At 60.2% G+C, this 23,605-nt stretch carries 22 protein-coding genes; 10 read left to right on the top strand and 12 right to left on the bottom strand.

Going from position 1 to position 23,605, the window contains the following annotated elements; genetic code table 11:
• Position 1: 1 nt before the first annotated feature.
• The 3 genes from astB to GT756_RS00455 are packed head-to-tail and all read left to right on the top strand — an operon-like array spanning position 2 to position 3,788.
• Entirely contained in the window at positions 2 to 1,342 is a 1,341-nt protein-coding gene (gene astB / locus GT756_RS00465) for an N-succinylarginine dihydrolase (RefSeq protein WP_017898714.1), read from the top strand.
• A 10-nt stretch (positions 1,343 to 1,352) separates the two neighbouring features.
• Positions 1,353 to 2,348 carry a succinylglutamate desuccinylase gene (astE, locus tag GT756_RS00460; RefSeq protein ID WP_064189704.1) on the top strand — a complete coding sequence of 332 codons (996 nt, stop codon included), beginning with the start codon at positions 1,353 to 1,355 and terminating at the stop codon, positions 2,346 to 2,348.
• Positions 2,349 to 2,357: 9 nt separating this feature from the next.
• Positions 2,358 to 3,788 carry an amino acid permease gene (locus GT756_RS00455; RefSeq protein ID WP_004204083.1) on the top strand — a complete coding sequence of 477 codons (1,431 nt, stop codon included), beginning with the start codon at positions 2,358 to 2,360 and terminating at the stop codon, positions 3,786 to 3,788.
• 219 nt (positions 3,789 to 4,007) lie between these two features.
• Here GT756_RS00455 and GT756_RS00450 read toward each other — a convergent pair whose 3' ends face one another.
• Positions 4,008 to 5,333 (bottom strand): MFS transporter, encoded by a 1,326-nt coding sequence (locus GT756_RS00450; RefSeq protein ID WP_080841006.1) that lies wholly within the window; start codon positions 5,331 to 5,333, stop codon positions 4,008 to 4,010.
• 381 nt (positions 5,334 to 5,714) lie between these two features.
• Here GT756_RS00450 and GT756_RS00445 point away from each other — a divergent pair, with 381 nt between their 5' ends.
• Positions 5,715 to 6,515, top strand: coding sequence for a YdcF family protein (locus GT756_RS00445; RefSeq protein ID WP_004204086.1), 801 nt, complete (start codon positions 5,715 to 5,717; stop codon positions 6,513 to 6,515).
• Positions 6,516 to 6,576: 61 nt separating this feature from the next.
• Here GT756_RS00445 and GT756_RS25690 read toward each other — a convergent pair whose 3' ends face one another.
• Positions 6,577 to 6,714: a hypothetical protein gene (locus GT756_RS25690; RefSeq protein WP_032425978.1), complete on the bottom strand. Its 138-nt coding sequence runs from the start codon at positions 6,712 to 6,714 to the stop codon at positions 6,577 to 6,579.
• Here GT756_RS25690 and aldA point away from each other — a divergent pair.
• A complete protein-coding gene (gene aldA, locus GT756_RS00440; protein ID WP_048294704.1) occupies positions 6,713 to 8,152 on the top strand; it encodes an aldehyde dehydrogenase in 1,440 nt (479 codons plus the stop codon). The two genes, GT756_RS25690 and aldA, sit on opposite strands and share 2 nt — an antisense overlap.
• 48 nt (positions 8,153 to 8,200) lie before the next feature.
• Here aldA and gap read toward each other — a convergent pair whose 3' ends face one another.
• Positions 8,201 to 9,199, bottom strand: coding sequence for a type I glyceraldehyde-3-phosphate dehydrogenase (gene gap / locus GT756_RS00435; protein ID WP_004204090.1), 999 nt, complete (start codon positions 9,197 to 9,199; stop codon positions 8,201 to 8,203).
• Between the two features lie 282 nt (positions 9,200 to 9,481).
• On the opposite strand from gap, the gene GT756_RS00430 reads away from it, so the two are divergent.
• Positions 9,482 to 9,640, top strand: a complete 159-nt coding sequence (locus GT756_RS00430) for a YqaE/Pmp3 family membrane protein (protein ID WP_002903230.1) — start codon at positions 9,482 to 9,484, stop codon at positions 9,638 to 9,640.
• Between the two features lie 39 nt (positions 9,641 to 9,679).
• On the opposite strand, the gene GT756_RS00425 is transcribed toward GT756_RS00430, so the two are convergent.
• The 4 genes from GT756_RS00425 to GT756_RS00410 form a co-directional block, all read right to left on the bottom strand.
• A complete protein-coding gene (locus tag GT756_RS00425) occupies positions 9,680 to 10,072 on the bottom strand; it encodes a DUF1398 domain-containing protein (RefSeq protein WP_004204091.1) in 393 nt (130 codons plus the stop codon).
• Positions 10,073 to 10,317: 245 nt separating this feature from the next.
• Positions 10,318 to 10,551 carry a sulfurtransferase-like selenium metabolism protein YedF gene (gene yedF, locus GT756_RS00420; RefSeq protein WP_004204092.1) on the bottom strand — a complete coding sequence of 78 codons (234 nt, stop codon included), beginning with the start codon at positions 10,549 to 10,551 and terminating at the stop codon, positions 10,318 to 10,320.
• Positions 10,548 to 11,759: a selenium metabolism membrane protein YedE/FdhT gene (yedE, locus tag GT756_RS00415; RefSeq protein WP_064150134.1), complete on the bottom strand. Its 1,212-nt coding sequence runs from the start codon at positions 11,757 to 11,759 to the stop codon at positions 10,548 to 10,550. Before yedE ends, yedF begins: the two co-directional genes overlap by 4 nt.
• Before the next feature lie 103 nt (positions 11,760 to 11,862).
• Entirely contained in the window at positions 11,863 to 12,216 is a 354-nt protein-coding gene (locus GT756_RS00410; RefSeq protein WP_064150132.1) for a DUF1304 domain-containing protein, read from the bottom strand.
• A gap of 239 nt (positions 12,217 to 12,455) precedes the next feature.
• Between GT756_RS00410 and GT756_RS00405 the strand changes: the two genes are divergently transcribed.
• On the top strand, positions 12,456 to 12,935 hold the full coding sequence (locus tag GT756_RS00405; protein WP_075201775.1) for a hypothetical protein: 480 nt from the start codon (positions 12,456 to 12,458) through the stop codon (positions 12,933 to 12,935).
• 70 nt (positions 12,936 to 13,005) lie between these two features.
• Here the strand turns inward: GT756_RS00405 and ydfZ are convergent, their stop codons facing one another.
• Positions 13,006 to 13,209, bottom strand: a complete 204-nt coding sequence (gene ydfZ / locus GT756_RS00400; RefSeq protein ID WP_004151566.1) for a putative selenium delivery protein YdfZ — start codon at positions 13,207 to 13,209, stop codon at positions 13,006 to 13,008.
• Between the two features lie 308 nt (positions 13,210 to 13,517).
• Between ydfZ and GT756_RS00395 the strand changes: the two genes are divergently transcribed.
• On the top strand, positions 13,518 to 14,546 hold the full coding sequence (locus GT756_RS00395) for a CorA family divalent cation transporter (protein WP_160124498.1): 1,029 nt from the start codon (positions 13,518 to 13,520) through the stop codon (positions 14,544 to 14,546).
• Between the two features lie 13 nt (positions 14,547 to 14,559).
• On the opposite strand, the gene GT756_RS00390 is transcribed toward GT756_RS00395, so the two are convergent.
• Positions 14,560 to 15,732 (bottom strand): MalY/PatB family protein, encoded by a 1,173-nt coding sequence (locus GT756_RS00390; RefSeq protein ID WP_032455949.1) that lies wholly within the window; start codon positions 15,730 to 15,732, stop codon positions 14,560 to 14,562.
• A gap of 52 nt (positions 15,733 to 15,784) precedes the next feature.
• Positions 15,785 to 17,377, bottom strand: a complete 1,593-nt coding sequence (malX, locus tag GT756_RS00385; protein WP_004204102.1) for a maltose/glucose-specific PTS transporter subunit IIBC — start codon at positions 17,375 to 17,377, stop codon at positions 15,785 to 15,787.
• Positions 17,378 to 17,550: 173 nt separating this feature from the next.
• On the opposite strand from malX, the gene GT756_RS00380 reads away from it, so the two are divergent.
• Positions 17,551 to 18,579: a Mal regulon transcriptional regulator MalI gene (locus tag GT756_RS00380; protein WP_023318138.1), complete on the top strand. Its 1,029-nt coding sequence runs from the start codon at positions 17,551 to 17,553 to the stop codon at positions 18,577 to 18,579.
• A 39-nt stretch (positions 18,580 to 18,618) separates the two neighbouring features.
• On the opposite strand, the gene GT756_RS00375 is transcribed toward GT756_RS00380, so the two are convergent.
• Positions 18,619 to 20,157 carry a YdgA family protein gene (locus GT756_RS00375; RefSeq protein WP_064183635.1) on the bottom strand — a complete coding sequence of 513 codons (1,539 nt, stop codon included), beginning with the start codon at positions 20,155 to 20,157 and terminating at the stop codon, positions 18,619 to 18,621.
• 86 nt (positions 20,158 to 20,243) lie between these two features.
• Entirely contained in the window at positions 20,244 to 21,422 is a 1,179-nt protein-coding gene (gene manA, locus GT756_RS00370; RefSeq protein ID WP_048294709.1) for a mannose-6-phosphate isomerase, read from the bottom strand.
• Between the two features lie 200 nt (positions 21,423 to 21,622).
• On the opposite strand from manA, the gene fumA reads away from it, so the two are divergent.
• On the top strand, positions 21,623 to 23,269 hold the full coding sequence (gene fumA, locus GT756_RS00365; protein ID WP_023318141.1) for a class I fumarate hydratase FumA: 1,647 nt from the start codon (positions 21,623 to 21,625) through the stop codon (positions 23,267 to 23,269).
• Positions 23,270 to 23,605: the final 336 nt, after the last annotated feature.

Below are 23,605 nucleotides of genomic sequence, written 5' to 3'. Positions count from 1 at the left end.
TATGTCTGGTTTTGAAGCTAACTTTGATGGCCTGGTCGGCCCGACGCACCACTATGCCGGACTCTCCGTCGGCAATGAAGCCTCGCAAAATAACCGCGATGGTCTCTCTAACCCTAAAAAGGCGGCGCTGCAGGGGCTGTATAAAATGAAAGCCCTTGCCGATCGCGGATTCGTGCAGGGGATTCTGCCGCCGCAGCCGCGGCCGAACCTGCGTCTGCTGCGCGACCTGGGATTCGAGGGCAGCGATGAGCAGGTCATCCGCCAGGCGGCCCAGGCGGCGCCGCAGCTGCTCTCCGCCTTCAGCTCCGCCTCGTCGATGTGGACTGCTAACGCGGCGACCGTTTCGCCGTCGGCGGATAGCGCCGATGGCAAAGTTCATTTCACCGTCGCCAACCTGAACAATAAGCTGCACCGCATGCAGGAGGCGCCCACCACCTCGGCGATCCTGCGCGCCACCTTCGCCGATCCGCGCTACTTCGCCCACCACGCGGCGCTGCCGCAGCATGGCGACCTCGGCGACGAAGGTGCGGCCAACCATAACCGCTTCTGTCGGGAGTATGACCGGCAGGGGGTGCAGCTGTTTGTCTACGGTCGACGCGCCAGCGGCGGGATCGCCCCGATGAAGTATCCGGCGCGGCAGACCCTGGAGGCCAGCGAAGCAGTGGCTCGCCTGCATCAGCTGGATCCGCGCTACACGGTGTTTGCCCAGCAGGCGCCGCAGGCTATCGATCGCGGCGTGTTTCATAACGACGTTATCGCGGTCAGCAATCGCCATGTGCTGTTCCACCATCAGCAGGCGTTTGTCGATCAGTCGACAGTATTGGCGACGCTGCGGGCAAAAAGCGACAGTCTCGATATTCCGTTTACCAGCGTGGAAGTGCCGGACGAGCGGGTGTCGCTCGATGACGCGGTGGCCTCCTATCTGTTCAACAGCCAGCTGCTGAGCAAACCCGACGGCAAGATGCTGATTGTGGTGCCAGAGGAGTGCCGCCAGCGGGAAAACGTCTGGCGTTACCTGAGCGATCTCGCGGCCGACAGCGCGTCGCCGATCGATGAAGTGGCGGTTTTTGACCTGCGGGAAAGCATGCGTAACGGCGGCGGCCCGGCCTGCCTGCGGCTGCGGGTGGTGCTCAACGAGTCTGAACGTAAGGCGGTCAACGCCCACAGCCTGATGAACGACGAACGTTACCAGCAGCTGACGGCGTGGGTGGAAAAACATTACCGTGACCGGCTGCACGCCCGCGATCTGGCAGACCCGCAGCTGCTGCGCGAGGTTTATCAGGCGCTGGATGAGCTGACGCAGATCCTGCGTCTGGGCGCTGTCTATGATTTTCAGCGTTAAGGAGCGGCAGATGGAGCATCTGGTTAACGATTTACTGCACTGCCGCCTGCAGGCGTGGACCTTTCCGGCGGACATCGAGGCCCGCTGGCTGGGCGAGGGCATCCTGCAGCTGCTGCCGGCTACGCCGTGGCGTCAGGCGACGATCCTCTCCGCTGGCGTCCATGGCAATGAGACCGCGCCGACCGAGCTGCTGCTGCAGCTGACTCACGATCTGAGCCAGGGGCGGCAGCCGCTCACCCAGGCGCTGCTGATCGTTTTTGGTAACCTGCCGGCGATCCGCGCCGCGCGTCGCTATCTGCACAACGACCTCAATCGCCTGTTCGGCGGCCGCCATCTGGCGGTCACCCCGGGCAATGAGTCGCGGCGGGCTTTTGCTCTCGAGCAAGCGGTGCAGGCCTTCTATCGCGCCGCCGATGCGGCGGGGCCGGTCAGCCGTAGTCATCTCGATATGCATACCGCCATTCGCGGGTCGCTGTATCGCCAGTTTGCGCTGCTCCCGGCCCACGAGGAGGATTTTTCGCCCGGCTTCTATCAGCTGCTGCAGGCCAGCGGGATGGACGCCATCGTGCGCCATACCGAAGCGGGCGGGACCTTCACCCACTTCACCTGCGAAAAGTTCGCCGCGCAAAGCGCCACCCTTGAGCTGGGAAAAGTGATGCCGTTCGGCGCCAACGATCTTAGCCTGTTCGCCGCCGCCGACGCGACGATTCGAGCCTGGATTTCTGACGCGCCGCTGCCGGCGCGCGATAAAGCGCCGGTGGATTACTTCCTGGTCGAGGAGAGCATCATCAAGCGCGAAGGGGAATTTACGCTCAATCTGGCGGCCAACGTCGAGAACTTCACCGCGCTCCCGGCAGGGTATGAGATCGCCCGCCAGGCAGAGAAACGGTGGGTGGTGCAGGCCCGGGCCCCCTATATCCTCTTTCCCAATGCCGGGGTCGCTACCGGCCAGCGCGCCGGGTTGCTGCTCCGCGCCGCGGCGCTTCACCTCCCGCAAACAGCCTGAGGAAACACCATGACTGAACATCAACATCAGGCGCCATCTGCCGCCGGAGGTGAAGGCGCGTCACAGCTTAAGCGCGGGCTTGGCGCCCGCCATATCCAGATGATTGCCCTCGGCGGCGCCATCGGCACCGGGCTGTTTATGGGGGCGGGGCGCAACATCGCCGTCGCCGGCACCTCGATCCTGGTTATCTATGTACTGGTCGGGTTCTTTACCTATATGGTGATGCGGGCGATGGGGGAGCTGCTGCTCACTCGCCATGATTACCGCTCGTTTGCCGACTTTGTCGGCGAGTATCTCGGACCGCAGGCCAGCTTTTATCTCGGCTGGACCTACTGGCTGAGCTGGGTGGTGACCTGTATCGCCGACGTGGTGGTGTGCGGGAGCTATATGCAGTACTGGTTCCCCGAGCTGTCGGCGTGGATGCCGGCCCTCAGCATGCTGGCTATCCTGTTCCTGCTCAACCTGCTGTCGGTGAAGATGTTTGGCGAGGCGGAGTTCTGGTTCGCCCTGATCAAGGTGATTACCATTATCGCCCTGATCGTCACCGGCGGCTGGATGATTGCCACCGGCTGGACCTCTCCGGACGGCGTGACGGCTTCCCTGAGCCATCTCACCGACCCGACGGCCTTTATGCCTCACGGTATCACCGGCTTTTTCGCCGGCTTCCAGATAGCGATCTTCTCCTTTACCGGTATCGAACTGCTGGGGACGATGACGGCGGAGACCCGCGATCCGCAGCGCATTTTGCCCAAGGCGATCAATGCGCTGCCGCTGCGGATTATCATCTTCTATCTGCTGTCGATGGTGGTGATCATCGCTGTCGCCTCCTGGCCGGGGGTGTCGGCGGAGACCAGCCCCTTCGTAACGCTGTTTGCCAAAGCCGGGCTGCCCGCGGCGGCGGCGGTGATTAACTTCGTGGCGCTGACCTCGGCGATGTCCTCGGCCAACAGCGGGGTCTTCTCCAGCACCCGCATGCTGTACGGCCTGTCGGTGGAGAAGCATGCGCACTGGCAGTTCCGCATTCTGTCGCGCAGCACCCGCATTCCGGTGCGCAGCCTGCTGTTCTCCTGCTTCTGCATGCTGATCGGTACGCTGCTGCTGTTCCTGGTGCCGAATGTGATGACCCTGTTCACCATCGTCTCGACCCTGGCGGCGATTATGGTGGTGTTCAGCTGGGGGATGATCCTCGCGGCCTATCTGGTTTATCGCCGTCAGCGTCCGGACCTGCACGCCGGGTCGATCTTTAAGATGCCCTTTGGCGTGGTGATGAGCTGGGTGAGCCTGCTGTTCTTCGCCTTCGCCATCTTCATCATGATCTTTGACCCGGACACGCTGCTGGCGCTGCTGGCTTCTCCGCTGTGGTTTATCGCGCTGTGGGCCTTCTGGAAGCTGAAGCAGCGGCGCGAAGGGCAGCTTCAGCTGGACAATCAGAGCGCCTGACACCCGCCGGCCCTGGCGGCCGGCTAAGGGGTGTGGCCAGGGCGTCTTAGCCGTTGTTCCCGTTCGTCTGCCCGGTGGCGGCTGGCGCCTTACCGGGCCTACTGTCTTACTGAGCCTGGGATGAGCGGTTTCCCCCGCGGCGTGATCCCCCTGTAGGCCCGCGCAAGCGCAGCGCCCGGGCAGGATGGTCGGCGCCGAGGTAGCCCGGACCGGCTGCGGTCAGGCGCTTTCCGCCCGGGAGCGCGCCGCGCCAGGGACGGATTTCATCCGGCTGGCGCAGAATATCGCCAGCAGCGAAATCGCCACCGTCACGCCCAGGTAGACGGCCACCGGTCGCCAGTCACCATCGTATTTCGCCAGCAGACCGGTGGCGATAAGCGGCGCGGTGCCCCCGGCCAGCGCGGCGCCCAGCTGGTAGCCGAGGGTGATTCCGGTATAGCGCACATTGGCGCTGAAAATCTCTGAGCACAGGGTGCCCAGCACCGCGGTCACCGGCGCCCACAGGATGCCGAAGGCAACGATCGTCGCCAGCATAATGCCCCAGCTGGTGCCGGTGTCGAGCAGCAGAAACCACGGGACGATAAACAGCCCCAGCAGCACCACGCTCAGGGTGTACATTTTTTGCCGACCCACCTTGTCGGACAGCAGCCCCATCAGCGGGATCATCACGGTGGCCACCAGCGCGCCCAGGGTGACGGATTCCAGCGCCTGCGACTTCTGATAGCTCAGGGTGGTGGTGGCGTAGCTGACCACAAAGGTGGAGAAGATATAGAAGGGGGCGGTCTCCACCACTTTCAGACCCGCGGCGATCAGCACTTCCCGCCAGTGGTGTTTGAGCGTCGCGCGCAGCGGAGCTTTCGCCACCTGGCCAGACTGTTTCACCTGCTTAAAGGCGGGCGTTTCGTCGATGTCTTTGCGGATCCACAGGCCGAGGAAAACGAGGACGGAGCTGAGCAGGAACGGAATGCGCCAGCCCCAGGCGAGAAACTGCGCCTCATCGAACAGGGTCATCAGCGAGACGATGAAGGTTGCCATCAGCATGCCGATGGTTACGCCGGCCTGGGGAATACTGCCGAAAAAGCCTTTCCGCTTTTCCGGGGCGTATTCGTAGGCCAGCAGCAGCGCGCCGCCCCATTCGCCGCCGATACCCATGCCCTGAATAATGCGCAGGGTAATCAGCAGGGCCGGCGCCCACAGGCCCACCATCTCGTAGGTGGGCAGCAGGCCAATGGCCACCGTGGCGCTGCCCATCAGCGACAGGGTGAGCACCAGCGTCTTCTTGCGACCGATGCGATCGCCGATATGGGCGAAAATGACTCCGCCGATGGGGCGGATAAAAAAGGTGAGCGAAAAGGAGAGCCAGGAGAGGATCAGACCAATGACCGGGTCGACCATCGGAAAGAAGATTTTGTTAAACACCAGCGCGGCGGCGGTGCCATAGAGAAAATAATCGAACCATTCGATGGCGCTGCCGGTCAGGCTCGCGATCAGTACCTTCTTGTTTTTCTGCAGAATGGATGCAGTGTTGCTTGCTGGATTGCTCATTACGAAACGTTCTCCCGCCACGGTAAAAGGTCAGGTGTCACTCTGTGCGTGCAGGGTGCAACCTGATGTGAAAAAGGTTGTGTAATTGTTAAGCAACTTAGAGTTGATGGTTACAATTGGCAAGTTATCCCTCGGCAATGCGGGCAAGAAAACGCGCTTTTATCTGGTGTAACCGCGAGGTAAATTTTTATTTTCCACCTGTTTTTGCTGTTTTTTGTTATTTTCATGGTCAGTTATTCAGGTGCAACCTGCGTGTTTTTAGATGTTTCTTGTTATTTCAAAATAGTTACAAATCAGCGTCGCTTTGCGCCCCGGCAGGCGGCGTTTATGATGGCCAGACTATTCTCTCTGCGCGGCTGAGAGGTGATTAAGGAGATCAGAATGGCAGAACACTTTCCCCCGCTGTCGGCGACGACGCTGGCGGCGGCAAACCTGACCGGCGGCTGGCTGGCGCAAAACGATCTGGCGACGCTGACCGCGCCGCCGGCGGTGGATGTGGTGGTGCTGGCTGGCAACGCCGTGATCCCTACCATCGACGCCGCCTGCCGACTGGCGGTGGAGCAGGAGGTTCCGCTGCTGATCAGCGGCGGCGTAGGCCACTCTACCGGTTTTCTGTATGAGGCGGTGCGCGAAGATCCGCGCTACCGTTCGCTCGCGGTGGAGGGGCGTCCGGAAGCGCATATTCTGGCTGATATTGCGCATGACTTCTGGCACATTCCTCGCCCGCGGCTGGTGGTGGAGGATCGGTCGACCAACTGCGGCGAAAACGCGCGCTTTACTCGCACAATGCTGGAGAGTCGGGGGATCCCCCATCGTCGCGGGATCGTCATTCAGGACCCCACCATGCAGCGGCGGACGATGGCCACCTTCGCCCGCGTCTGGCAGGGGGCGACGACGCCGCCGCAGTGGCTGAGCTTTCCCGGCTGCACGCCGGTGCTGCAACAGACCGACGGCCAGCTGGGGTTCGTGGGCGGCGGGGCGGGGCTGTGGCCGGTGACCCGCTACCTGGCGCTGCTGCTCGGCGAACTGCCGCGTCTGCAGGATTCCCCTGAAGGGTACGGTCCACGGGGGAAAGACTTTATCAGCCACGTGACTTTCCCGCCGGAGATCCTCGACGCCTGGCGACAGCTGCGGGAGGATGACCGGCTCGCCGGGGCGCTGCAGGCCCGCATCCTCGGCTGATAAATGCCCGTTTGCGGCAGATTTATCGCAAACGGGCAATTTGTGTTATTGAAATGTAACCTCAACCGGGTATTTTTGGCCCGGTTTTATGAATCAGCTCACAAAACTGCGCCAACGTGCTGCGAAGCCACGGCTTATCCGCCCGATATTTAACAAAAAAATCACTTGTTAAATACAAATGCACCACAGGAGCAGCCATGACAGCACCCGTTCAACACCAGATGTATATTGATGGCCAGTTCGTTTCCGGTCGCGGCGACGGCTGGATCGACGTGCTTAACCCGGCGACCGAAGCGCTGCTGTCGCGGATCCCGGACGGGACCGCGGAAGAGGCGCGGCTGGCGATTGACGCGGCGGAGCGCGCCCAGCCGGCCTGGGAGGCGCTGCCGGCCATTGAGCGCGCGGGCTGGCTGCGCAAAATTGCCGCCGGCATCCGTCAGCGTGCCGATGACATCGCCGGGCTGATCGTCGCTGAAGGCGGCAAGATCCAGCAGCTGGCGGCGGTGGAGGTGGCGTTCACCGCCGACTATCTCGACTACATGGCCGAATGGGCGCGGCGTTATGAAGGGGAGATCGTGCAGAGCGACCGTCCCGGGGAAAATATCCTTGTCTTCAAACGCGCGCTGGGGGTGACCACCGGGATCCTGCCGTGGAACTTCCCGTTTTTTCTTATCGCCCGCAAGCTGGCGCCGGCACTGATCACCGGAAATACCATCGTCATTAAGCCCAGCGAATTCACGCCCAATAACGCTATTGCTTTCGCCGAGATCGTCCACCAGGTTGGGCTGCCGAAAGGGGTCTTTAACCTGGTGCTCGGCCGTGGGGAAACCGTCGGCCAGGAGCTGGCCGGCAATCCGAAGGTGGCGATGGTCAGCATGACCGGCAGCGTGGCGGCGGGGGAGAAAATCATGGCCGCCGCGGCGAAAAATATCACCAAAGTGTGCCTTGAGCTTGGCGGCAAAGCGCCGGCCATCGTCATGGACGATGCGGATGTGGAGCTGGCGGTGAAGGCGGTGGTGGACTCGCGGGTGATCAACACCGGGCAGGTGTGCAATTGCGTCGAGCGGGTCTATGTTCAGCAGGGGATTTACGACCGCTTCGTCAACCGCCTCGGCGAGGCGATGAAGGCCGTGCAGTTTGGCGACCCGGCGGCGCGGGATGACATCGCGATGGGGCCGCTGATCAACGCTGCCGCGCGGGATCAGGTGGCGCGCAAAGTGGCGAAGGCGGTGGCGCAGGGGGCGCGGGTAGCGCTGGGCGGTCAGCCGCTGGAGGGGAAAGGCTATTTTTATCCGCCGACCCTGCTGCTGGATGTGCGTCAGGAGATGGATATTATCCATGAGGAAACCTTCGGTCCGGTGCTGCCGGTGGTGGCGTTTTCAACTCTCGATGAAGCGCTGGCGATGGCCAATGACAGCGATTATGGCCTCACCTCCTCAATCTACACCCGCGATCTCAACGTGGCGATGAAGGCGATTAAGGGGCTGAAGTTCGGCGAAACCTATATCAACCGCGAGAACTTTGAGGCGATGCAGGGATTCCACGCCGGCTGGCGTAAATCAGGGATCGGCGGCGCAGATGGCCGCCATGGCCTGAATGAGTACCTGCAGACCCAGGTGGTCTATCTGCAGGCCTGAGACGCTCAATGCAGAATCGGCGGGCAGCGCAGGCTGTCCGCCGTTCACTTAGCGGGCAAATTTCTCCAGCACGCGGATCAGCTGAGTGACAAAACCGTATTCGTTGTCGTACCAGGCGACGGTTTTCACCAGCTGTACGCCGCCGGCCTCCACAATCTCCAGCTGGGTGGCATCGTAGATTGAACCGAAATGGCTGCCGATGATATCGGAAGAGACAATCTCTTCTTCGGTATAGCCAAAGGATTCATTGCCATCGGCAGCCTGCTTCATCGCTTGATTGACCTCATCCGCAGTTACCTTTTTCTCCAGCACCGACACCAGCTCTGTCACTGAGCCGGTTTTGGTCGGTACGCGCTGGGCATGGCCTTTCAGCTTGCCGCTCAGGGCGGGGATCACCAGGCCGATAGCTTTGGCCGCGCCGGTGGTGTGCGGGATGACGTTTTCCGCCGCCGCCCTGGAGGCGCGCAGATCTTTACCGCGCGGCCCGTCCACCAGCGACTGGGTGCCGGTATAGGCGTGGATGGTGGTCATGGTGCCTACGGTGATGCCGAAGGCGTCCTGCAGCACTTTGGCCATTGGCGCCAGGCAGTTGGTGGTGCAGGAGGCGACGGAGATGATGGTGTCATCCGCCGTCAGGGTGTCATCGTTGACGTTATAGACGATGGTTTTCATCTCGCCGGCGGGGGCCGAAATCAGTACCTTGCGTGCGCCGGCCTGAAGATGGGCCTGCGATTTCTCTGCCGAGGTGTAGAACCCGGTACACTCCACAATCACTTCCGCGCCCGCCGCCTGCCACGGAATATGCTGCGCCTCTTTTTCGGCATACACGGTGATGGTCTTGCCGTTGACGATCAGCGCATCTTCCGTGAAGTCGACGCTCCACGGGAAGGGGCCGTAGTTTGAATCATGCTTTAACAGGTAGGCCAGCACTTTTGGCGAGGTGAGGTCGTTGATGGCCACCACCTCGAGGCTGCTGTCGACTTCTAATAAACGGCGTAACACCAGACGTCCGATACGACCAAAACCATTAATCCCAAGTTTACTCATGGATATTCTCCGGTTGGTAAAACGACTCGATGTGATAAAACTTCTCCAGGCTTAGTCCTGACTGGCAGCCAGGTCAACTGACAATCTGTGCGGTTCTCTGTCAGGCCCACAGCATGAGGCAAAAAAGTGGATGTTTTGGCGGACTTTTTTATCCGTGACGGCAGGAAATAATTTTTGTTACCGGAGATGAGGGCGCAGCCTGCTGGCGAAGCGGTGAAAAGCGTCTATGCTTAACTATTGAATAGCTTAGTAAAATGTTGACATTAGATGAAGGGAGAACTTATGGGATTCTGGAGAATCGTTTTTACTATCATTCTGCCGCCGCTGGGGGTTCTGCTGGGGAAAGGTTTCGGCTGGGCGTTTATTCTCAACATTATTTTGACCCTGCTGGGCTATATTCCAGGCCTGATCCACGCCTTTTGGGTGCAGACCCGCGATTAAGAGCTGGCCCCGCAAACCAGACTTCCCCCCGGGACCCGCTCAGGGGGGAATCAGGCTCTCTTTATACAGCAGCCTGTTATCCTTCGACCAGTAGTGGCGAGTCTCCTCGTCCAGGTCGACACTCCACTTAAACACCCCGGCGCTGGCGAGATCCTTACAGTATTGTTCAAAGTTGATGGCGCCGGCAAAATGGCGGATGACCGCAGCCGAGGTCAGCTGCTGGTTGGGGGCGCTGCGCACGCGCAGCAGGCTGCGGGCGCTTTTTATCGTGATCACCTTGTCGTTTGCCATCACGAAATTCATATTGCCGGTGGAGACAAAGTAGATGTAACACGAGACCTGGTGCCGACGTAGTTCATTGGCGAAGGTGGCAAAATCGGCATCTGCACGCACTTGCTCAAAAAAATAACCCAGCCTGGCCAGCAGTTCCATTTCTATCCTTATTGTATTGCTGTGTGCGGCTTTGGCCGGTAGCGGCAGAAACCATTCACGAAGTTACTTATTCGTATTTTAATAATATAGCCGCGTTATATTAATGGTTATTTGATAACTGGAACACCGTTTCAAGTGTTACAATCTATTGCAATCGTTTGCCTGCACGGCCCATCTGATGGTGAGGACATGGCGAGACGGGGAAATCCATGCCGGCGATGAAGGTCGCCGGCGGGAAAATGGGATTACTTCTGGATCAGATAGCGAATGGTCGGGCCATCCTGCTGAATATCCAGCACCGTATAGCCATGGTTCCTGGCATCGAGCGGAATGTTATTGATCGACTGCGGACAGTCGCTTATCACTTCGAGGATCTCGCCTTTTTGCAGGGAGGGCATCGCCTCCAGGGTGGCGACCGCCGGATAGGGGCAGGGCTCGCCGACCATGTCCAGGCGATAATCAGGGATGATGTTTTTCATGCACTCTCCTTCACGGTCCGGACCGCTGCCGACTGGCGGCGGAAAAAATGTCTCTCCCAGGCGATCACCAGCAGCAGGGCGATCAGCAGCAGCAGATAGGTCGCCAGCAGTCCGCCGAAGGGACCAAAAGCGTTCAGCAGGTTGACCTTTTGCCAGTGGGTGGCGAGCGGGGCGGCGATATCGTCCCAGCACCAGGCGAGCAGCGTGGAGCCAATGACGTTGCCCAGCCCCACCCACCAGTAGTGAACCTGGCCTTCCACCGCCCGGTACATCCAGCCGGTCTCACAGCCGCCGGCCAGCACGATGCCAAAGCCGAACAGTAGCCCGCCGATCGCCGCATTGGGACCGGCCCACATGATTTTCGGCGCCATCCCCAGTTGCACATAGCTGAAGATGCCGATGGCGCTCGCCGCCATGCCGAAGATTATCGCCTTCGCCATCACCGTCCGGCCGGTGATCCACATATCGCGAAAGGCGGAGGTAAAGCAGATCTGCGCTCGCTCGATAAGCAGACCGAAGCCGATGCCGAACAGCATCGCAAGGCCGAGCGCAGGGTGGTCTGCGGCGGTGAGCAGGCCCCAGCCGATCATGGCGAAAAAGACCGCCATGCCCAGGCGGAAACGGCGGCGTGCCTGCAGCGGTTTTTGGGTTAACGGCGAAGCGGCGGATACCTTTTGCATTTTTACCGGGATGCGAAATAGAGGCAGCAGGGTGAAGCGAGCGCCAAACCAGGAGCCGATGGCGGTGGCGATGGCAAACAGCCAGGCGTGCAGGGAGAACTGCGGAATGCCGGTGAAAAACGCCGCCAGGTTGCAGCCCATCGCCAGCCGCGCGCCGAACCCGGCGATGATGCCCCCGGCCACGGCCTGCACTATGCGGATCCGGCTGCGTGGCAAGCGCAGTTTGACGTTATTGGCCCACAATGCCGCGGCCAGGCAGCCGCCGAACATGCCGATGATCATCCTGCCGTCGATGCGGGTCAGCGGCGTCCCGTCGAGATGGATCAGCTGATAATAGCCCCACTGTTCGCTGTGGACCCCCAGCAGCTGCAGCAGCTGGCCACCCCAGCGGGTAAATTCGCCGGTCACCGCCCAGAAGGTGCCGGTGATGCCAAAATAGTAGGTTGAGAGAATGCCCGCGGCGATGACCGCCGGGACGGGAGACCAGAACCGGATAAGCCAGGCCTGTTTGAAGGATTGCCATGTCATAAAAATGCCTCTGAACTCAGAAGGTATTAACGGTCGATGACCGACCGAAGGGGGCACATAGTATCCGCCTTAGCGCCTGCTTTCTCTGTTTTGGATCAAGACCCTACGCCTGCGCCAGCACCACAAGCAGCGCCAGCAGCGCGGGCAGCGCCTGAATATAGAGAATTTTGCGGCTGGCGGTCAGCGCGCCGAATATCCCGGCGGCCAGCACGCAGGCGAGGAAAAAGATCACCACCTGCACGCCCGATGCCCCCAGCCACAGCCCCCACGCCAGGCCGGCGGCCAGGAAACCGTTATACAACCCCTGGTTGGCCGCCAGCACCCGGCTTTCCCGGGCGAAATCGGCGCTGAGGTTAAAGGCCCGGCGCCCGGCGGGCGCTTCCCAGAAAAACATCTCCAGCACCAGGATGGCGAGATGAATGATAGCGACCAGCGCAACGAGGAGAGTGGCTAACACAGCAGTCCTTAATCAATAAGATGAATGTGTCAGCAGTATAGCCGCTGGCGCTCACCAGGCGAGAGGGCGACTGCTATAGTGCTTATAGCATCATGTTTGCCTGCCGCGAAAAGCGTCGGTGTATCTGATTGCCCTTTGGTTTAGCTTCGCGGTGATAGTATGCCGGGTTCTTTTTTTACAGGTGTGGCGTAGATTACTGAATGTTAAATAAATTATGGATTTTGTTATCCGGGCTATTGTTGGTTGCCATGCCGTCGGCGCAGGCCGGGGAATTCAATCTTTATTCGATGAATACTGGTTCCTATGTTTATCACATGACCGGTAACCACGGACAATATAACGAGCATTTCAACAACAACTTTTTCTCGGTGGAGCGCAAGTTTTCAGCGGATTCAAAATACAGCGCGCTGGTCGGCACCATGAAAAATAGCTTCGACGATCGCTGTCTGACCCTCGGCGTGCGCCGCGACTGGCTGAAAAACGACACCGGCTGGCTGCTGAAAGGGGTGTATGCCTATACCGGGGAATTTTTCTTTGACGCTTTCAGCCACTGCGGCGACTCAGGCACCTACCGCACCGCCAAAAAAATCACCGGCGTCGGTTTTTCGCCCTATATTTATCATGGTCTGCAATACAACTTTACCGATTATTTCGGCGTCGAGGGCGGGATTATTATACCGGCGATCTTCGTGATGAGTATTCAGTGGAGCTTTCGCTAAGCGCCTGGATCAGCCTGAAAAAGAAGAGGCCACGCTGGGTGGCCTGCTCATGGTGCCCTGACGGCATGGATTAATGGAAACCGAGACGGATCAGATCTAACGGGCAGAAGCGTCCCTCGCAGCCGTCGATTTCCACGCAGTCCGCCCGACGCAGCTGCTCGGCGGTTTTCCCCTCGCCATGGATCGCTTTAATCACGCCCGTCGTACCGTTACCAGCGATCATGACCATACTGCCGGTAGCAATAGCGTTACGATTACGGTCATAGGTTTTCATGGTCTCCTCCTCAATAAACCAGGGTAAGCAATGATTAAGCGGCCAAATTAATACCGCTTCCCGCCTAAAAAAGTTTTGAGGAATATCAAAATTATTTTAATAGTGACGATAAAAGCACAGCGAGAAGGCCAGATCGTCGCGCGATGCGCTTGGTCAGCACGCCGGGTATGACTCAGGCATGCTGCCCGAAATATGTCCGTCAGATGACGGTTTTGCGGCAGGATTATTAACCTTGCCAGTCCGCGAAAAATAGCGAAATATGGCGCTATCTGGGCATCAACGGTGCCAGTGCCTGTCCTGAGGGAGCCATGAGTCAAGACGTCACCGCGAAGATGTTAAAGCCCGATTTTGATATGGAAGTGTCCGGCCTGGTGTATGGCTATCTGTTTCATGAAGATCACCCCCCACAGCCTATTGCCTCTGGTGAGGTATGCGCCAGCTATCAGGCGCTGGCTGACGATAAGGCCTTTATCTGGCTGCATCTTAATCTCAATCACGCCACCGCCGAAAAATGGCTAATCAGTCACTTTCCCGTGGCGGACTTTTTCTTTGAGGAGATCCGCAGCGGTTCGCATACCACCCGTATTGAACGGCAAGGGGAGAATCTGTTCGCCGTGCTTAACGACGTGCTGTTTCGTCCGCAAGACACCAGCGCGGAAACCGCCACGCTGTGGCTCTACTGTAGCCCGAAGCTGGTGGTGACAGCGCGTTTCAAACCATTACGGTTTATCGAATGGATGCTGCCGCGTCTGCATACGCTTAAGGTGCATACCTCCGCTGAACTGCTGGCCTTTTTGCTGGAGGAGCAGGAGGAGGTGCTGGAGCAGGTGGTGCGCCAGGCCAGCCGCCACGTCGACCTGATTGAAGAGCGGCTCCTGAGCAATCACGTGCAGCGTAATCGGGCCGATCTGGCGCGGCTGCGGCGGATGCTGCTGCGTTTTCAACGGCTGCTGGCGCCGGAACCGGCGGCAATGTTCCGGCTGCTTAACCGGCCGCCAGCGTGGATGGATCGCGCGGTGGTGCAGGCATTTCGTCAGTTCACCGAAGAGTTTAGCGTGGTGCTGAATGACCTGTCCGGCCTGATCGAGCGCATCAGCCTGCTGCAGGAGGAGATCGGCGCCCGCCAGCTGGAGCAGAGCAACCGCACCCTCTACACCCTGACGGTGATCACGGTCCTCGCGCTACCGATTAACATTGTGGCCGGTTTCTTCGGCATGAACGTCGGCGGGATCCCGCTGGCGAGCAATCACCACGGGTTTATCCTGCTGGTGGTGATTTTCGGCATCTTTACCCTCGGCGCCGGCTACCTGGCGTTCCGCCGGCGTGACGATCTGTAGTCAGTGCCGCGCGTCAACTGAGGCTGCGCAGGGCGGCTATCAGCCCTGCGACACCGCGCTCCAGCTTCTCGCGTGGACAGCCGACGTTGAGACGCAGAAAGCCATTGCCTTCGGGTCCATAGGTATATCCCGGCATAATCGCCACCTTCTGCCCGGCGATCAGCGCCTGCTGCAGTGCACGGTCGTCAATGTTGAGGGGGCGCAGGTCGATCCACGCCAGGTAGGTGGCCTCCGGCGGCTGCCAGCGCAGCGCAGGAAAGGCGCGATTGAGCGTATCAGCCACAAAGCGCAGGTTCTCCTGCAGGTAGTCGCGCAGGGCGTCGAGCCAGGGCGCCCCATCGCGGTAGGCGGCGATATGAGCCACCAGCGCCGGCACCGAGGGCGACGAGAGTCCGTCCCGCGCTTTCAGCGCCTGCAGATAGCTGTCGCGGCAGTTTGCCTCGGGGATAAAGCCATAGGCCCCGGTAAAGGCCGGAATATTGAAGCTCTTTGATCCGGAGGTGAACAGCGCCCACGGCCCCTGAGCCACCTCGCTCCACGGGATATGACGGTGGTCGCCCCAGGTCATGTCCATATGAATTTCGTCGCTAATCACCCTGACGCCATGCTTTTGGCACAGCGCCGCCATGGTCTGGAGCTCCTCGCGGCGCCAGACTTTGCCCGTTGGGTTGTGCGGGCTGCAGAGCAGCAGCAGGGTATTCTTCGGCTCCGCCAGCGCCGCTTCCAGGCGCGCCATATCGCAGTGCCATTGATTGTTCGTCAGGGTCAGTGGCACCGGGGCGATCTGTCGGCGGTTAGCGGTGATAGTGTTATAGAACGCATCGTAGGCGGGAGTATGGACGACGACGCCGTCGCCTTCTTGCGACCACTGGCGGATGGTTTCCGCCACCATATAAATAACCGACGGTCCGTAAACCACCGTTTGCGGATCGATGACGCTGTGAAAGCGGCTGGCGTACCAGTGGGCAATCGCCCCGAGAAACGCCTCGTTCTGCCAGCGGCTGTAGCCGAACACGCCGTGGGCCAGCCGCCGGCTGACGGCGTCGAGGATGCAGGGCGCGGTGGCGAAATCCATATCGGAGATGGTGAACGGCAGCAGGTCGGGGACGCCAAAGCGGTCGGCGACATAGTCCCACTGCGTGCACCAGGTGCCGTGGCGGTCGATGGGTATGGAAAAATCAAACATCGGAACTTCCTTAGCAAGGGTCCCCTTCCGTGCCGGAAGGGGACCGTTGGGATCAGGCCTGAACGGTATTCATCAGCGTGGCCATTTCATCTTTTACCGACTGCACCTGCGGGCCAATCACCACCTGCAGATTATGCTGGTTGAGCTGAACCACCCCGATGGCGCGGTGGGCTTTCAGCGCGGCAGCGTCCACTTTGCTCATATCTTGTACCGACAGACGCAGACGGGTAATGCAGTTATCCAGCGAGACAATGTTGTCGGCGCCGCCGAGGGCCGCCAGAATCGCCGGCACGTTATACCCGGATTTACCAATGGTGCCAGCGACCGCTTTCTCCACGCTGGCGGCGGTGTCGATATCGCGGCCCGGCGTTTTCAGATTGAAGCGGGTGATGGCGAAGCGGAAGATGGCATAGTAGGCCGCAAACCAGATTGCCGCCACCACCGGCACCAGATACCACTTGGTCGCCAGACCATGCAGGATGCCAAACACCACGAAGTCGATGATATTGCCGTCGGTGTTGCCGATGGTGACGCCGAGCACCGCCATGATGGTAAAGCCGAGACCGGTCAGCAGGGCGTGGATGACATACAGGACCGGCGCCACGAACAGGAACAGGAACTCCAGCGGCTCGGTGGTGCCGCCCACCACGCAGGCGATCACCCCGGAGATCAGCAGGCCTTTAATTTTATGCCGATTTTCCGGACGGGCGCAGTGGTACATCGCCAGCGCGGCGCCCGGCAGACCGCCGAGGAAGGCTGGCATCTTACCCTGCGACAGGAAGCGGGTGGCGCTTTCGGCGAAGCCGTGGGTGGTCGGGCAGCTCAGCTGCGCCTGGAAGATGGTCAGCGCGCCGCTGACGCTGTGGCCGCAGACGTCGAGGGTGCCGCCGGCTTCCGTGAAGCGGATCAGCGCCACCAGGATGTGGTGCAGGCCAAACGGCAGCAGCAGTCGCTCGCCGGTGCCGAAGATCATCGGCCCAAAATCGCCGGCGCTGTTGATCATCTTCCCGAGGGCGTTGATCCCCATGGCGAAGACCGGCCACACCAGCGGGATCGCCAGCCCGACCAGACCCAGCACCACGGTGGTGACGATCGGCACGAAGCGAGTGCCGCCGAAGAAGGCCAGGGCGTCCGGCAGGCGAATGTTGTGAAAGCGCTCATGCAGCAGCCAGACGATAATCCCGGCGATAACCGCCCCGAGGATCCCGGTATCGATCGAGGGAATACCGATGATGTTCTGGATATTGTTGGCCTTAAGGATCGCGGCGTCGGTGGTGGGCAGAATGCCTTTCGCCGTCAGCCAGAAGTTGACCGCCAGGTTCATGACCGCGTAGCCGACAAAACCGGCGAAGGCGGCGACGCCTTTGTTCTCCCGCGCCAGCCCCAACGGGATGGCGATACAGAACATCACCGGCAGGAAGCTGAAGGCAAAGGAGCCGACTTTGCTCATCCAGATAAAGATGGCCTGCAGCAGCGGCATATCCAGCCACGGCAGCAGGGTCAAAACATCGTGACTGCTTAACGAGCTGCCGATCCCCAGCATGATCCCGCAAAACGAGAGCAACGCCACGGGCAGCATAAAGGTTTTTCCCAGCTGCTGGAAAAATTCCCACAAGGTGATTTTTGGTGCGGTTTTCGCCGTCATAGCACGGTTCCTGATTCTCAAGTGGTCGGGAAGAACTAACGCCACGGCAAGATAAAACGTTTTACCACTTTTTAGTGCGATAAAAATCACATATTCAAGCGATAATAAGGTTTATAAAGATCGCACAATGATAAAACGTTTTATCGACAGGCAAGGGAGTCAGCCAGCAGGTTATGGCAATCGCAAAAAAGATCACCATCAATGATGTGGCACTGGCCGCCGGCGTCTCCGTGAGCACCGTTTCGCTGGTGCTGAGCGGCAAAGGGCGCATCTCCAGCGCCACCGGCGAGCGGGTTAATCAGGCCATCGAGCAGCTGGGATTTGTGCGCAACCGTCAGGCCGCCTCGCTGCGCGGCGGACAGAGCGGGGTGATTGGCCTTATCGTCAGCGATCTCTCTAAACCGTTCTATGCCGAGTTAACCGCCGGCCTCACCGATGCCCTGGAGAGGCAGGGGAAAATGGTGTTTCTCACCCAGGGGGGACGCAGCGGCGAGAAGATGGCTCAGCGGTTTGATACGCTGGCGGCGCAGGGGGTGGACGGGGTGATCATCGCCGGGGCCATCGACCGCGGCAGCGAGCTGCGCGAGCGGGCGGCGGAGGCGGGGGTGCCGCTGGTGTTCGCTTCCCGCGCCAGCTATCTCGACGATGTCGACCTGATCCGCCCGGACAACATGCAGGCGGCGCAGCTGGTGACCGAGCATCTGATCCGCCGCGGCCATCAGCGGATCGCCTGGCTTGGCGGCCAGAGCTCGTCGCTAACGCGCGCCGAGCGGGTCGGCGGCTATTGCGCCACCTTGCTGAAATACGGTCTGCCGTTTCACAGCGAATGGGTGCTGGAGTGCGAGTCGAGCCAGAAGCAGGCGGCGGAGGCGATGACCGCGCTGCTGGGGCAAAATCCGACCATCACCGCGGTGGTGTGCTACAACAACGTGGTAGCGACCGGCGCGTGGTTCGGTCTGCTGCGGGCTGGAAGGCAGAGCGGGGAAGATGGCGTCGACAGCTACTTCGAGCAGCGGGTGGCGCTGGCGGCGTTCGCCGATGTGCCCGAGGCCGCGCTTGACGACCTGCCGCTCACCTGGGTCACTACCCCGGCGCGCGAGATGGGCAAAACGCTGGCGGAGTCGATGCTGCGGCGGCTGGAGGAGGGCGCGGGCGAGACGCGAAACCAGATCATGCCCCCGCGGCTGGTGACGAGAAAATGACGGAGACGGCGCGCGGTGGCCGTCTCCTGAGCCGATAAGTTACGGCTGCGGGGCGGCGTCGTCCTGCTGAGGCTGGCCGTCCTGCGGCGCGCCGTCCGGTAGCGAAGGCGCTTCCAGACCAAACATCGCGGCAAAATCCTCCAGCGGCATTTTCTGGCCGTTCAGCGTCACCTGGCCGTTCGCGTACTGCAGGCTGCTGCTGATGGCGTTATCTTCCATGGTGGTGATGCGGAACATCTGGCCCATCGCCGCCAGGCCTTTGACCTGCTGATCGGCGAGTTTGGCGGCGTCGGCTGGCTGGTAGCCTTCCAGACCGGCGATCTTAGTCATAAACTCCGTCGCCATATCCACCGGGATCACCACTTTGCCGTCAAGGGACTGCACCACGCGATCCAGGCTGTCCGCCAGCGTCTGCGGCGGAGCGGTCACCTGGGCCGGATCTTTCAGCAGAACCGAGAGGTTGAGGGTGCTTTCGCCTTTGGCATTGCGCCAGCTCAGCGGGGAGATGGTCACCGACGGATTGCCCTTAAGCAGGATCGGCAGCGCATTGAACAGGGTTTCGGTAAGCGCCTGCTGGTACAGCTCCGGGTTCTGCGCCAGCTCTGGCTTCGCCAGCAGCGCCTGAGACTGCGCGCTGTACTGCTGGCTGAACTGGTGCCACGCCTGACCGTCGACGTTATCCACTTTCAGCGTCAGTTTGCCGCTGCCCATATCCTGACCCTGCAGCTTAAGGCTGTTGACGGTGTAGTTCACCTGGCTGTTCACGCCTTTGCCGTCCTTGGTCAGCGTCGAGCCGCCGTCCAGCGCCATGCCGTCAACCAGCGCCAGCTCTTTGCCTTCGACGCTGATGGCCAGCTTATCGAGGGTCATTTTTTGCTGGCCGATACGCTCGTTGAAGCTGGCCAGCTCGGTGGCGCCGTCGGTGGTCAGGTTGACGAAGCGCAGTTGCACCTTCTGGTTATATTCGTTGAGGGCATCGATCTGACCGCTGCCGGCCTGGCCCTTCAGGCTGATGTTTTTGCCGTCTCGGTCGGCGTCGAGCTGGAACTGGCCGCCGCTGAAGGTGACTTTCTCATCCCCTTTGGCGTAGTCGAGGGCATTGAGAACGATCGCCGACTGGCTGTCGCCGCTGTAGGCGATGCGCGTATCAACGGTGAAGGGGGTAGTGCCTTTGGCTATCTCGAACAATGCCTGGCTGGCGTCGTTTTTCACCAGCGTGGTGTGGACCGAAGCCATCGCCGGGGCCAGATTAAAGGTTTTTAACGAGGCCAGCGGGAAGGGGCCGTGATCGACCACCTCGTCAAGCACCACGCTCTGTCCGGCGGCCAGCCAGCCGTTAGCCTGACCGGCGATGGGCTTCACCACCAGCTGCAGATGGCTGCTGAACAGCCCGCGCTGGTAGTCCTGATAGCTCAGCTCCAGACCTGACTCCGGCGCGCTGCTGCGTAGCTGCGCGTTAGCCTGCTGCACCATATCGGCAATTCGGCCTTCCAGCTGTTTACCGGTGTACCAGGCGCCGCCTGTCCATACCACGCCCAGCGCCACGATGATTCCTGCTGCGACCAGCGATTTTTTCATAGCATTTGTCCATAAATGAAGCCAGGCGGAGAGACCGCCTGGCTGAGTTGTCATAATCAGTAAGCGCGACCTGAAAGGTCAGTCGTTTACTGGAGCTTATTGAACACGCGCGCCACGCGGCCATGGCCGCTGACCTGCACCGGCGATTCATTGGCGGCCACAAAGGCCGATTCGCCCGGCTTGAGGGTCAGGCTCAGGTCGCCTTTGCGCAGCACGGCTTCGCCGTCGACGCAGAAAACGATCGCCGCGCTCGCCTGGGCCAGATCGCTGGCCTCGGTGGAGAGATCGTGCAGCGAGAAGGCAAAATCTTCCACCGGGATCGGGAAGTCCAGTTCCGCGCCGTGGCGCTGGGGCTGGGTCAGCAGCTCACCCGCCGGTTTAGCCTCGAACTTAACGTTGGCCACCAGCTCAGGGATATCAATGTACTTCGGCGTCAGGCCGGCGCGGAGCACGTTATCCGAGTTGGCCATCACCTCCAGCGCTACCCCTTGCAGATAAGCGTGCGGCGTTTCGGCAAACAGGAACATCGCTTCGCCAGGATTCAGCTTCACCACGTTCAGCAGCAGTGGGGAGAAGAGGCCGCTGTCGTCGGGATAGAATTCCGCGATCAGGCGGATGGTCTGCCACGGTTCGCCCTGCTCACGGTCCAGCACCTCGCGCAGCGCCTGCAGCGCCTGGGCTTTTTCCTCGCCCTGCATATTCAGCAGGCTGGCAAACAGCTGGCTCAGGCGAGTCGCGTCCGGCTGCTGCAGGAAGGCGCCGATCGCCGGGTGTGCGTTGGCCACCGGCTGCAGCAGGCTGACAATTTCGCTGAACTCGCGAAAAGCGTTCATCGCCAGGAACGGGGTCAGGGCGAAAACCAGCTCCGGCTTGTGGTTCGGATCTTTGTAGTTACGTTCGGCGGCGGAGAGGGGGATGCCGGCGGCGTTCTCGCGGGCGAAACCCTCTTCGGAGGCCTGCTTGTTAGGATGGACCTGAATGGAGAGAGGCTGCGCGGCGCACAGCACTTTAAACAGGAACGGCAGCTCACCGAAGCGTTGCGCCACTTTGTCGCCGAGCAGGGCGGCTTTATCCGCGTCAATCACCTCGCGCAGCGAACGCGGCTGGCCATCGGCCGTCAGGACCTGCGAGCTGCTCTTCGGATGCGCCCCCATCCACAGCTCTGCCATCGGCTGGTTGTCCGGGTTGGCGATGCCATACAGTTCAGTTAAGGCGGTATGGCTTCCCCAGGCATAGTTCTGTACGGCGTTGATCAGCTTTTGCATTCTCATTCCCTGTATCAATCAAAGTAAAATTATCGCCCTATTAAACCAGCAAACGCTGGAGAAGCAACTGCTGAAAGAAAAAGTCGTCCCTGTCTCAGTTTTTGTTAAAAAATTGTGTAAGATTGATCGACTCGCTTTTCTACAGGCACATGGAGTCCCTGCCTGAAACATAATCAGCCAAAGCAGTAAGTGAGAGTACAATGTCGAATAAACCGTTTGTTTACCAGGATCCTTTTCCCCTCAAAAAGGATGACACCGAGTATTATCTCCTCAGCAGTGATTACGTCTCCGTCGCCGAATTTGCCGGCCAGGAAGTGCTAAAAGTTGACCCTCAGGCGCTGACCCTTCTGGCGCAACATGCCTTCCACGACGCCTCCTTTATGCTTCGCCCGGCGCATCAGCAGCAGGTGGCGGATATCCTGAACGACCCGGAAGCCAGCGAAAACGACAAATACGTCGCCCTGCAGTTCCTGCGCAACTCCGATATCGCCGCCAAAGGCATTCTGCCCACCTGTCAGGACACCGGCACCGCGATCATCATGGGTAAAAAAGGCCAGCGCGTCTGGACCGGCGGCGGCGATGAGGCCGCCCTGGCGCAGGGCGTGTACAACACCTATATCCAGGACAACCTGCGCTATTCGCAGAACGCCCCGCTGGATATGTATAAAGAGGTCAACACCGGCACCAACCTGCCGGCGCAGATTGACCTCTATGCTACCGATGGCGATGAGTATAAATTCCTCTGCATCGCCAAGGGCGGCGGCTCGGCTAACAAAACCTATCTGTACCAGGAAACCAAAGCGCTGATCACCCCGGCGAAGCTGAAAAACTATCTGGTCGAGAAGATGCGCACCCTGGGGACCGCCGCTTGTCCGCCGTACCATATCGCCTTTGTCATCGGCGGGACTTCGGCGGAAGCGACGCTGAAAACCGTCAAGCTGGCCTCCACCAAATACTACGATGGTCTGCCGACCGAAGGTAACGAACATGGGCAGGCTTTCCGCGACGTGCAACTGGAGCAAGAACTGCTGCTGGAAGCGCAGAACCTCGGCCTCGGCGCGCAGTTCGGCGGCAAATATTTCGCCCACGATATCCGCGTGATCCGTCTGCCGCGTCACGGCGCTTCCTGCCCGGTAGGGATGGGCGTCTCCTGTTCCGCCGACCGCAACATCAAAGCCAAAATCAACCGCGACGGCATCTGGATTGAGAAGCTGGAGAGCAATCCGGGGAAATATATCCCTGAGCATCTGCGCCAGGCCGGGGAAGGCGAAGCAGTGAAAGTGAATCTTAACCAGCCGATGAGCGAGATCCTGGCGCTGCTGTCGCAGTACCCGGTGTCCACGCGTCTGTCGCTGAGCGGCACTATTATCGTGGCCCGCGATATCGCCCACGCCAAGCTGAAAGAGCTTATTGATAATGGCGAAGCCCTGCCGCAGTACGTCAAAGATCACCCGATCTACTACGCCGGCCCGGCCAAGACGCCGGACGGTTACGCCTCCGGCTCCCTCGGCCCGACTACCGCAGGGCGCATGGACTCATACGTCGATCTGCTGCAGTCGCACGGCGCGAGCAAGATCATGCTGGCGAAAGGCAACCGCAGCCAGCAGGTCACCGACGCCTGCCACAAGCACGGCGGCTTCTACCTCGGCAGCATCGGCGGCCCGGCGGCGGTACTGGCTCAGCAGAGCATCCGCAGCCTTGAGTGCGTGGCGTATCCGGAACTGGGGATGGAGGCTATCTGGAAAATCGACGTGGAAGACTTCCCGGCGTTTATTCTCGTCGATGATAAAGGCAACGACTTCTTCCAGCAGATCCAGACGTCGCAGTGCGCCCGCTGCGTGAAGTAAACCTGGCCGCCCTTCGGGGCGGCTATGGCCGATGACAAACCGGTTTTCGTTATTGTGATCGCCTTTCTGCCTGGTGGCGGCTTCCGTCTTACCCGGCCTACGAAAAACAGCAATATTAAACAGTTAAGCAATTCTCTGTAGGCCCGTGCAAGCGCAGCGCCGCCGGGCAATCCCGACGATTGCATTTTGTCAGCGGTCTGGGCCGCCCTTCGGGGCGGTTTTTTTATGCCGCTTCGCGGCACGAACCACCAAAACAACTTTTCAATCTGGCCAATACTTACTCTTTTAAGCAGGTGAGCTTTGTCGCTATGACGCACTTTTCATCCAAGGAGAAAG

It is taken from the genome of Klebsiella sp. Q2, from assembly GCF_009900705.1.
In the GTDB taxonomy this organism is placed as follows: Bacteria; Pseudomonadota; Gammaproteobacteria; order Enterobacterales; family Enterobacteriaceae; genus Klebsiella; species Klebsiella quasipneumoniae.
The sequence above is the reverse complement of the archived record's forward strand: the minus strand, read 5'-3'. Positions and strand labels throughout refer to the sequence as shown.

What these genes read in the sequence shown, in the direction of transcription:
- GT756_RS00450 (WP_080841006.1), bottom strand. Translation starts at nt 5,333, where the DNA reads ATGAGCAATCCAGCAAGCAACACTGCATCCATTCTGCAGAAAAACAAG.
- GT756_RS25690 (WP_032425978.1), bottom strand. Translation starts at nt 6,714, where the DNA reads ATGGCTGCTCCTGTGGTGCATTTGTATTTAACAAGTGATTTTTTTGTT.
- GT756_RS00455 (WP_004204083.1), top strand. Translation starts at nt 2,358, where the DNA reads ATGACTGAACATCAACATCAGGCGCCATCTGCCGCCGGAGGTGAAGGC.
- GT756_RS00430 (WP_002903230.1), top strand. Translation starts at nt 9,482, where the DNA reads ATGGGATTCTGGAGAATCGTTTTTACTATCATTCTGCCGCCGCTGGGG.
- astE (WP_064189704.1), top strand. Translation starts at nt 1,353, where the DNA reads ATGGAGCATCTGGTTAACGATTTACTGCACTGCCGCCTGCAGGCGTGG.
- malX (WP_004204102.1), bottom strand. Translation starts at nt 17,377, where the DNA reads ATGACGGCGAAAACCGCACCAAAAATCACCTTGTGGGAATTTTTCCAG.
- GT756_RS00380 (WP_023318138.1), top strand. Translation starts at nt 17,551, where the DNA reads ATGGCAATCGCAAAAAAGATCACCATCAATGATGTGGCACTGGCCGCC.
- yedE (WP_064150134.1), bottom strand. Translation starts at nt 11,759, where the DNA reads ATGACATGGCAATCCTTCAAACAGGCCTGGCTTATCCGGTTCTGGTCT.
- GT756_RS00375 (WP_064183635.1), bottom strand. Translation starts at nt 20,157, where the DNA reads ATGAAAAAATCGCTGGTCGCAGCAGGAATCATCGTGGCGCTGGGCGTG.
- gap (WP_004204090.1), bottom strand. Translation starts at nt 9,199, where the DNA reads ATGAGTAAACTTGGGATTAATGGTTTTGGTCGTATCGGACGTCTGGTG.
- astB (WP_017898714.1), top strand. Translation starts at nt 2, where the DNA reads ATGTCTGGTTTTGAAGCTAACTTTGATGGCCTGGTCGGCCCGACGCAC.
- GT756_RS00395 (WP_160124498.1), top strand. Translation starts at nt 13,518, where the DNA reads ATGAGTCAAGACGTCACCGCGAAGATGTTAAAGCCCGATTTTGATATG.
- aldA (WP_048294704.1), top strand. Translation starts at nt 6,713, where the DNA reads ATGACAGCACCCGTTCAACACCAGATGTATATTGATGGCCAGTTCGTT.
- GT756_RS00445 (WP_004204086.1), top strand. Translation starts at nt 5,715, where the DNA reads ATGGCAGAACACTTTCCCCCGCTGTCGGCGACGACGCTGGCGGCGGCA.
- fumA (WP_023318141.1), top strand. Translation starts at nt 21,623, where the DNA reads ATGTCGAATAAACCGTTTGTTTACCAGGATCCTTTTCCCCTCAAAAAG.
- manA (WP_048294709.1), bottom strand. Translation starts at nt 21,422, where the DNA reads ATGCAAAAGCTGATCAACGCCGTACAGAACTATGCCTGGGGAAGCCAT.
- yedF (WP_004204092.1), bottom strand. Translation starts at nt 10,551, where the DNA reads ATGAAAAACATCATCCCTGATTATCGCCTGGACATGGTCGGCGAGCCC.
- ydfZ (WP_004151566.1), bottom strand. Translation starts at nt 13,209, where the DNA reads ATGAAAACCTATGACCGTAATCGTAACGCTATTGCTACCGGCAGTATG.
- GT756_RS00390 (WP_032455949.1), bottom strand. Translation starts at nt 15,732, where the DNA reads ATGTTTGATTTTTCCATACCCATCGACCGCCACGGCACCTGGTGCACG.
- GT756_RS00425 (WP_004204091.1), bottom strand. Translation starts at nt 10,072, where the DNA reads ATGGAACTGCTGGCCAGGCTGGGTTATTTTTTTGAGCAAGTGCGTGCA.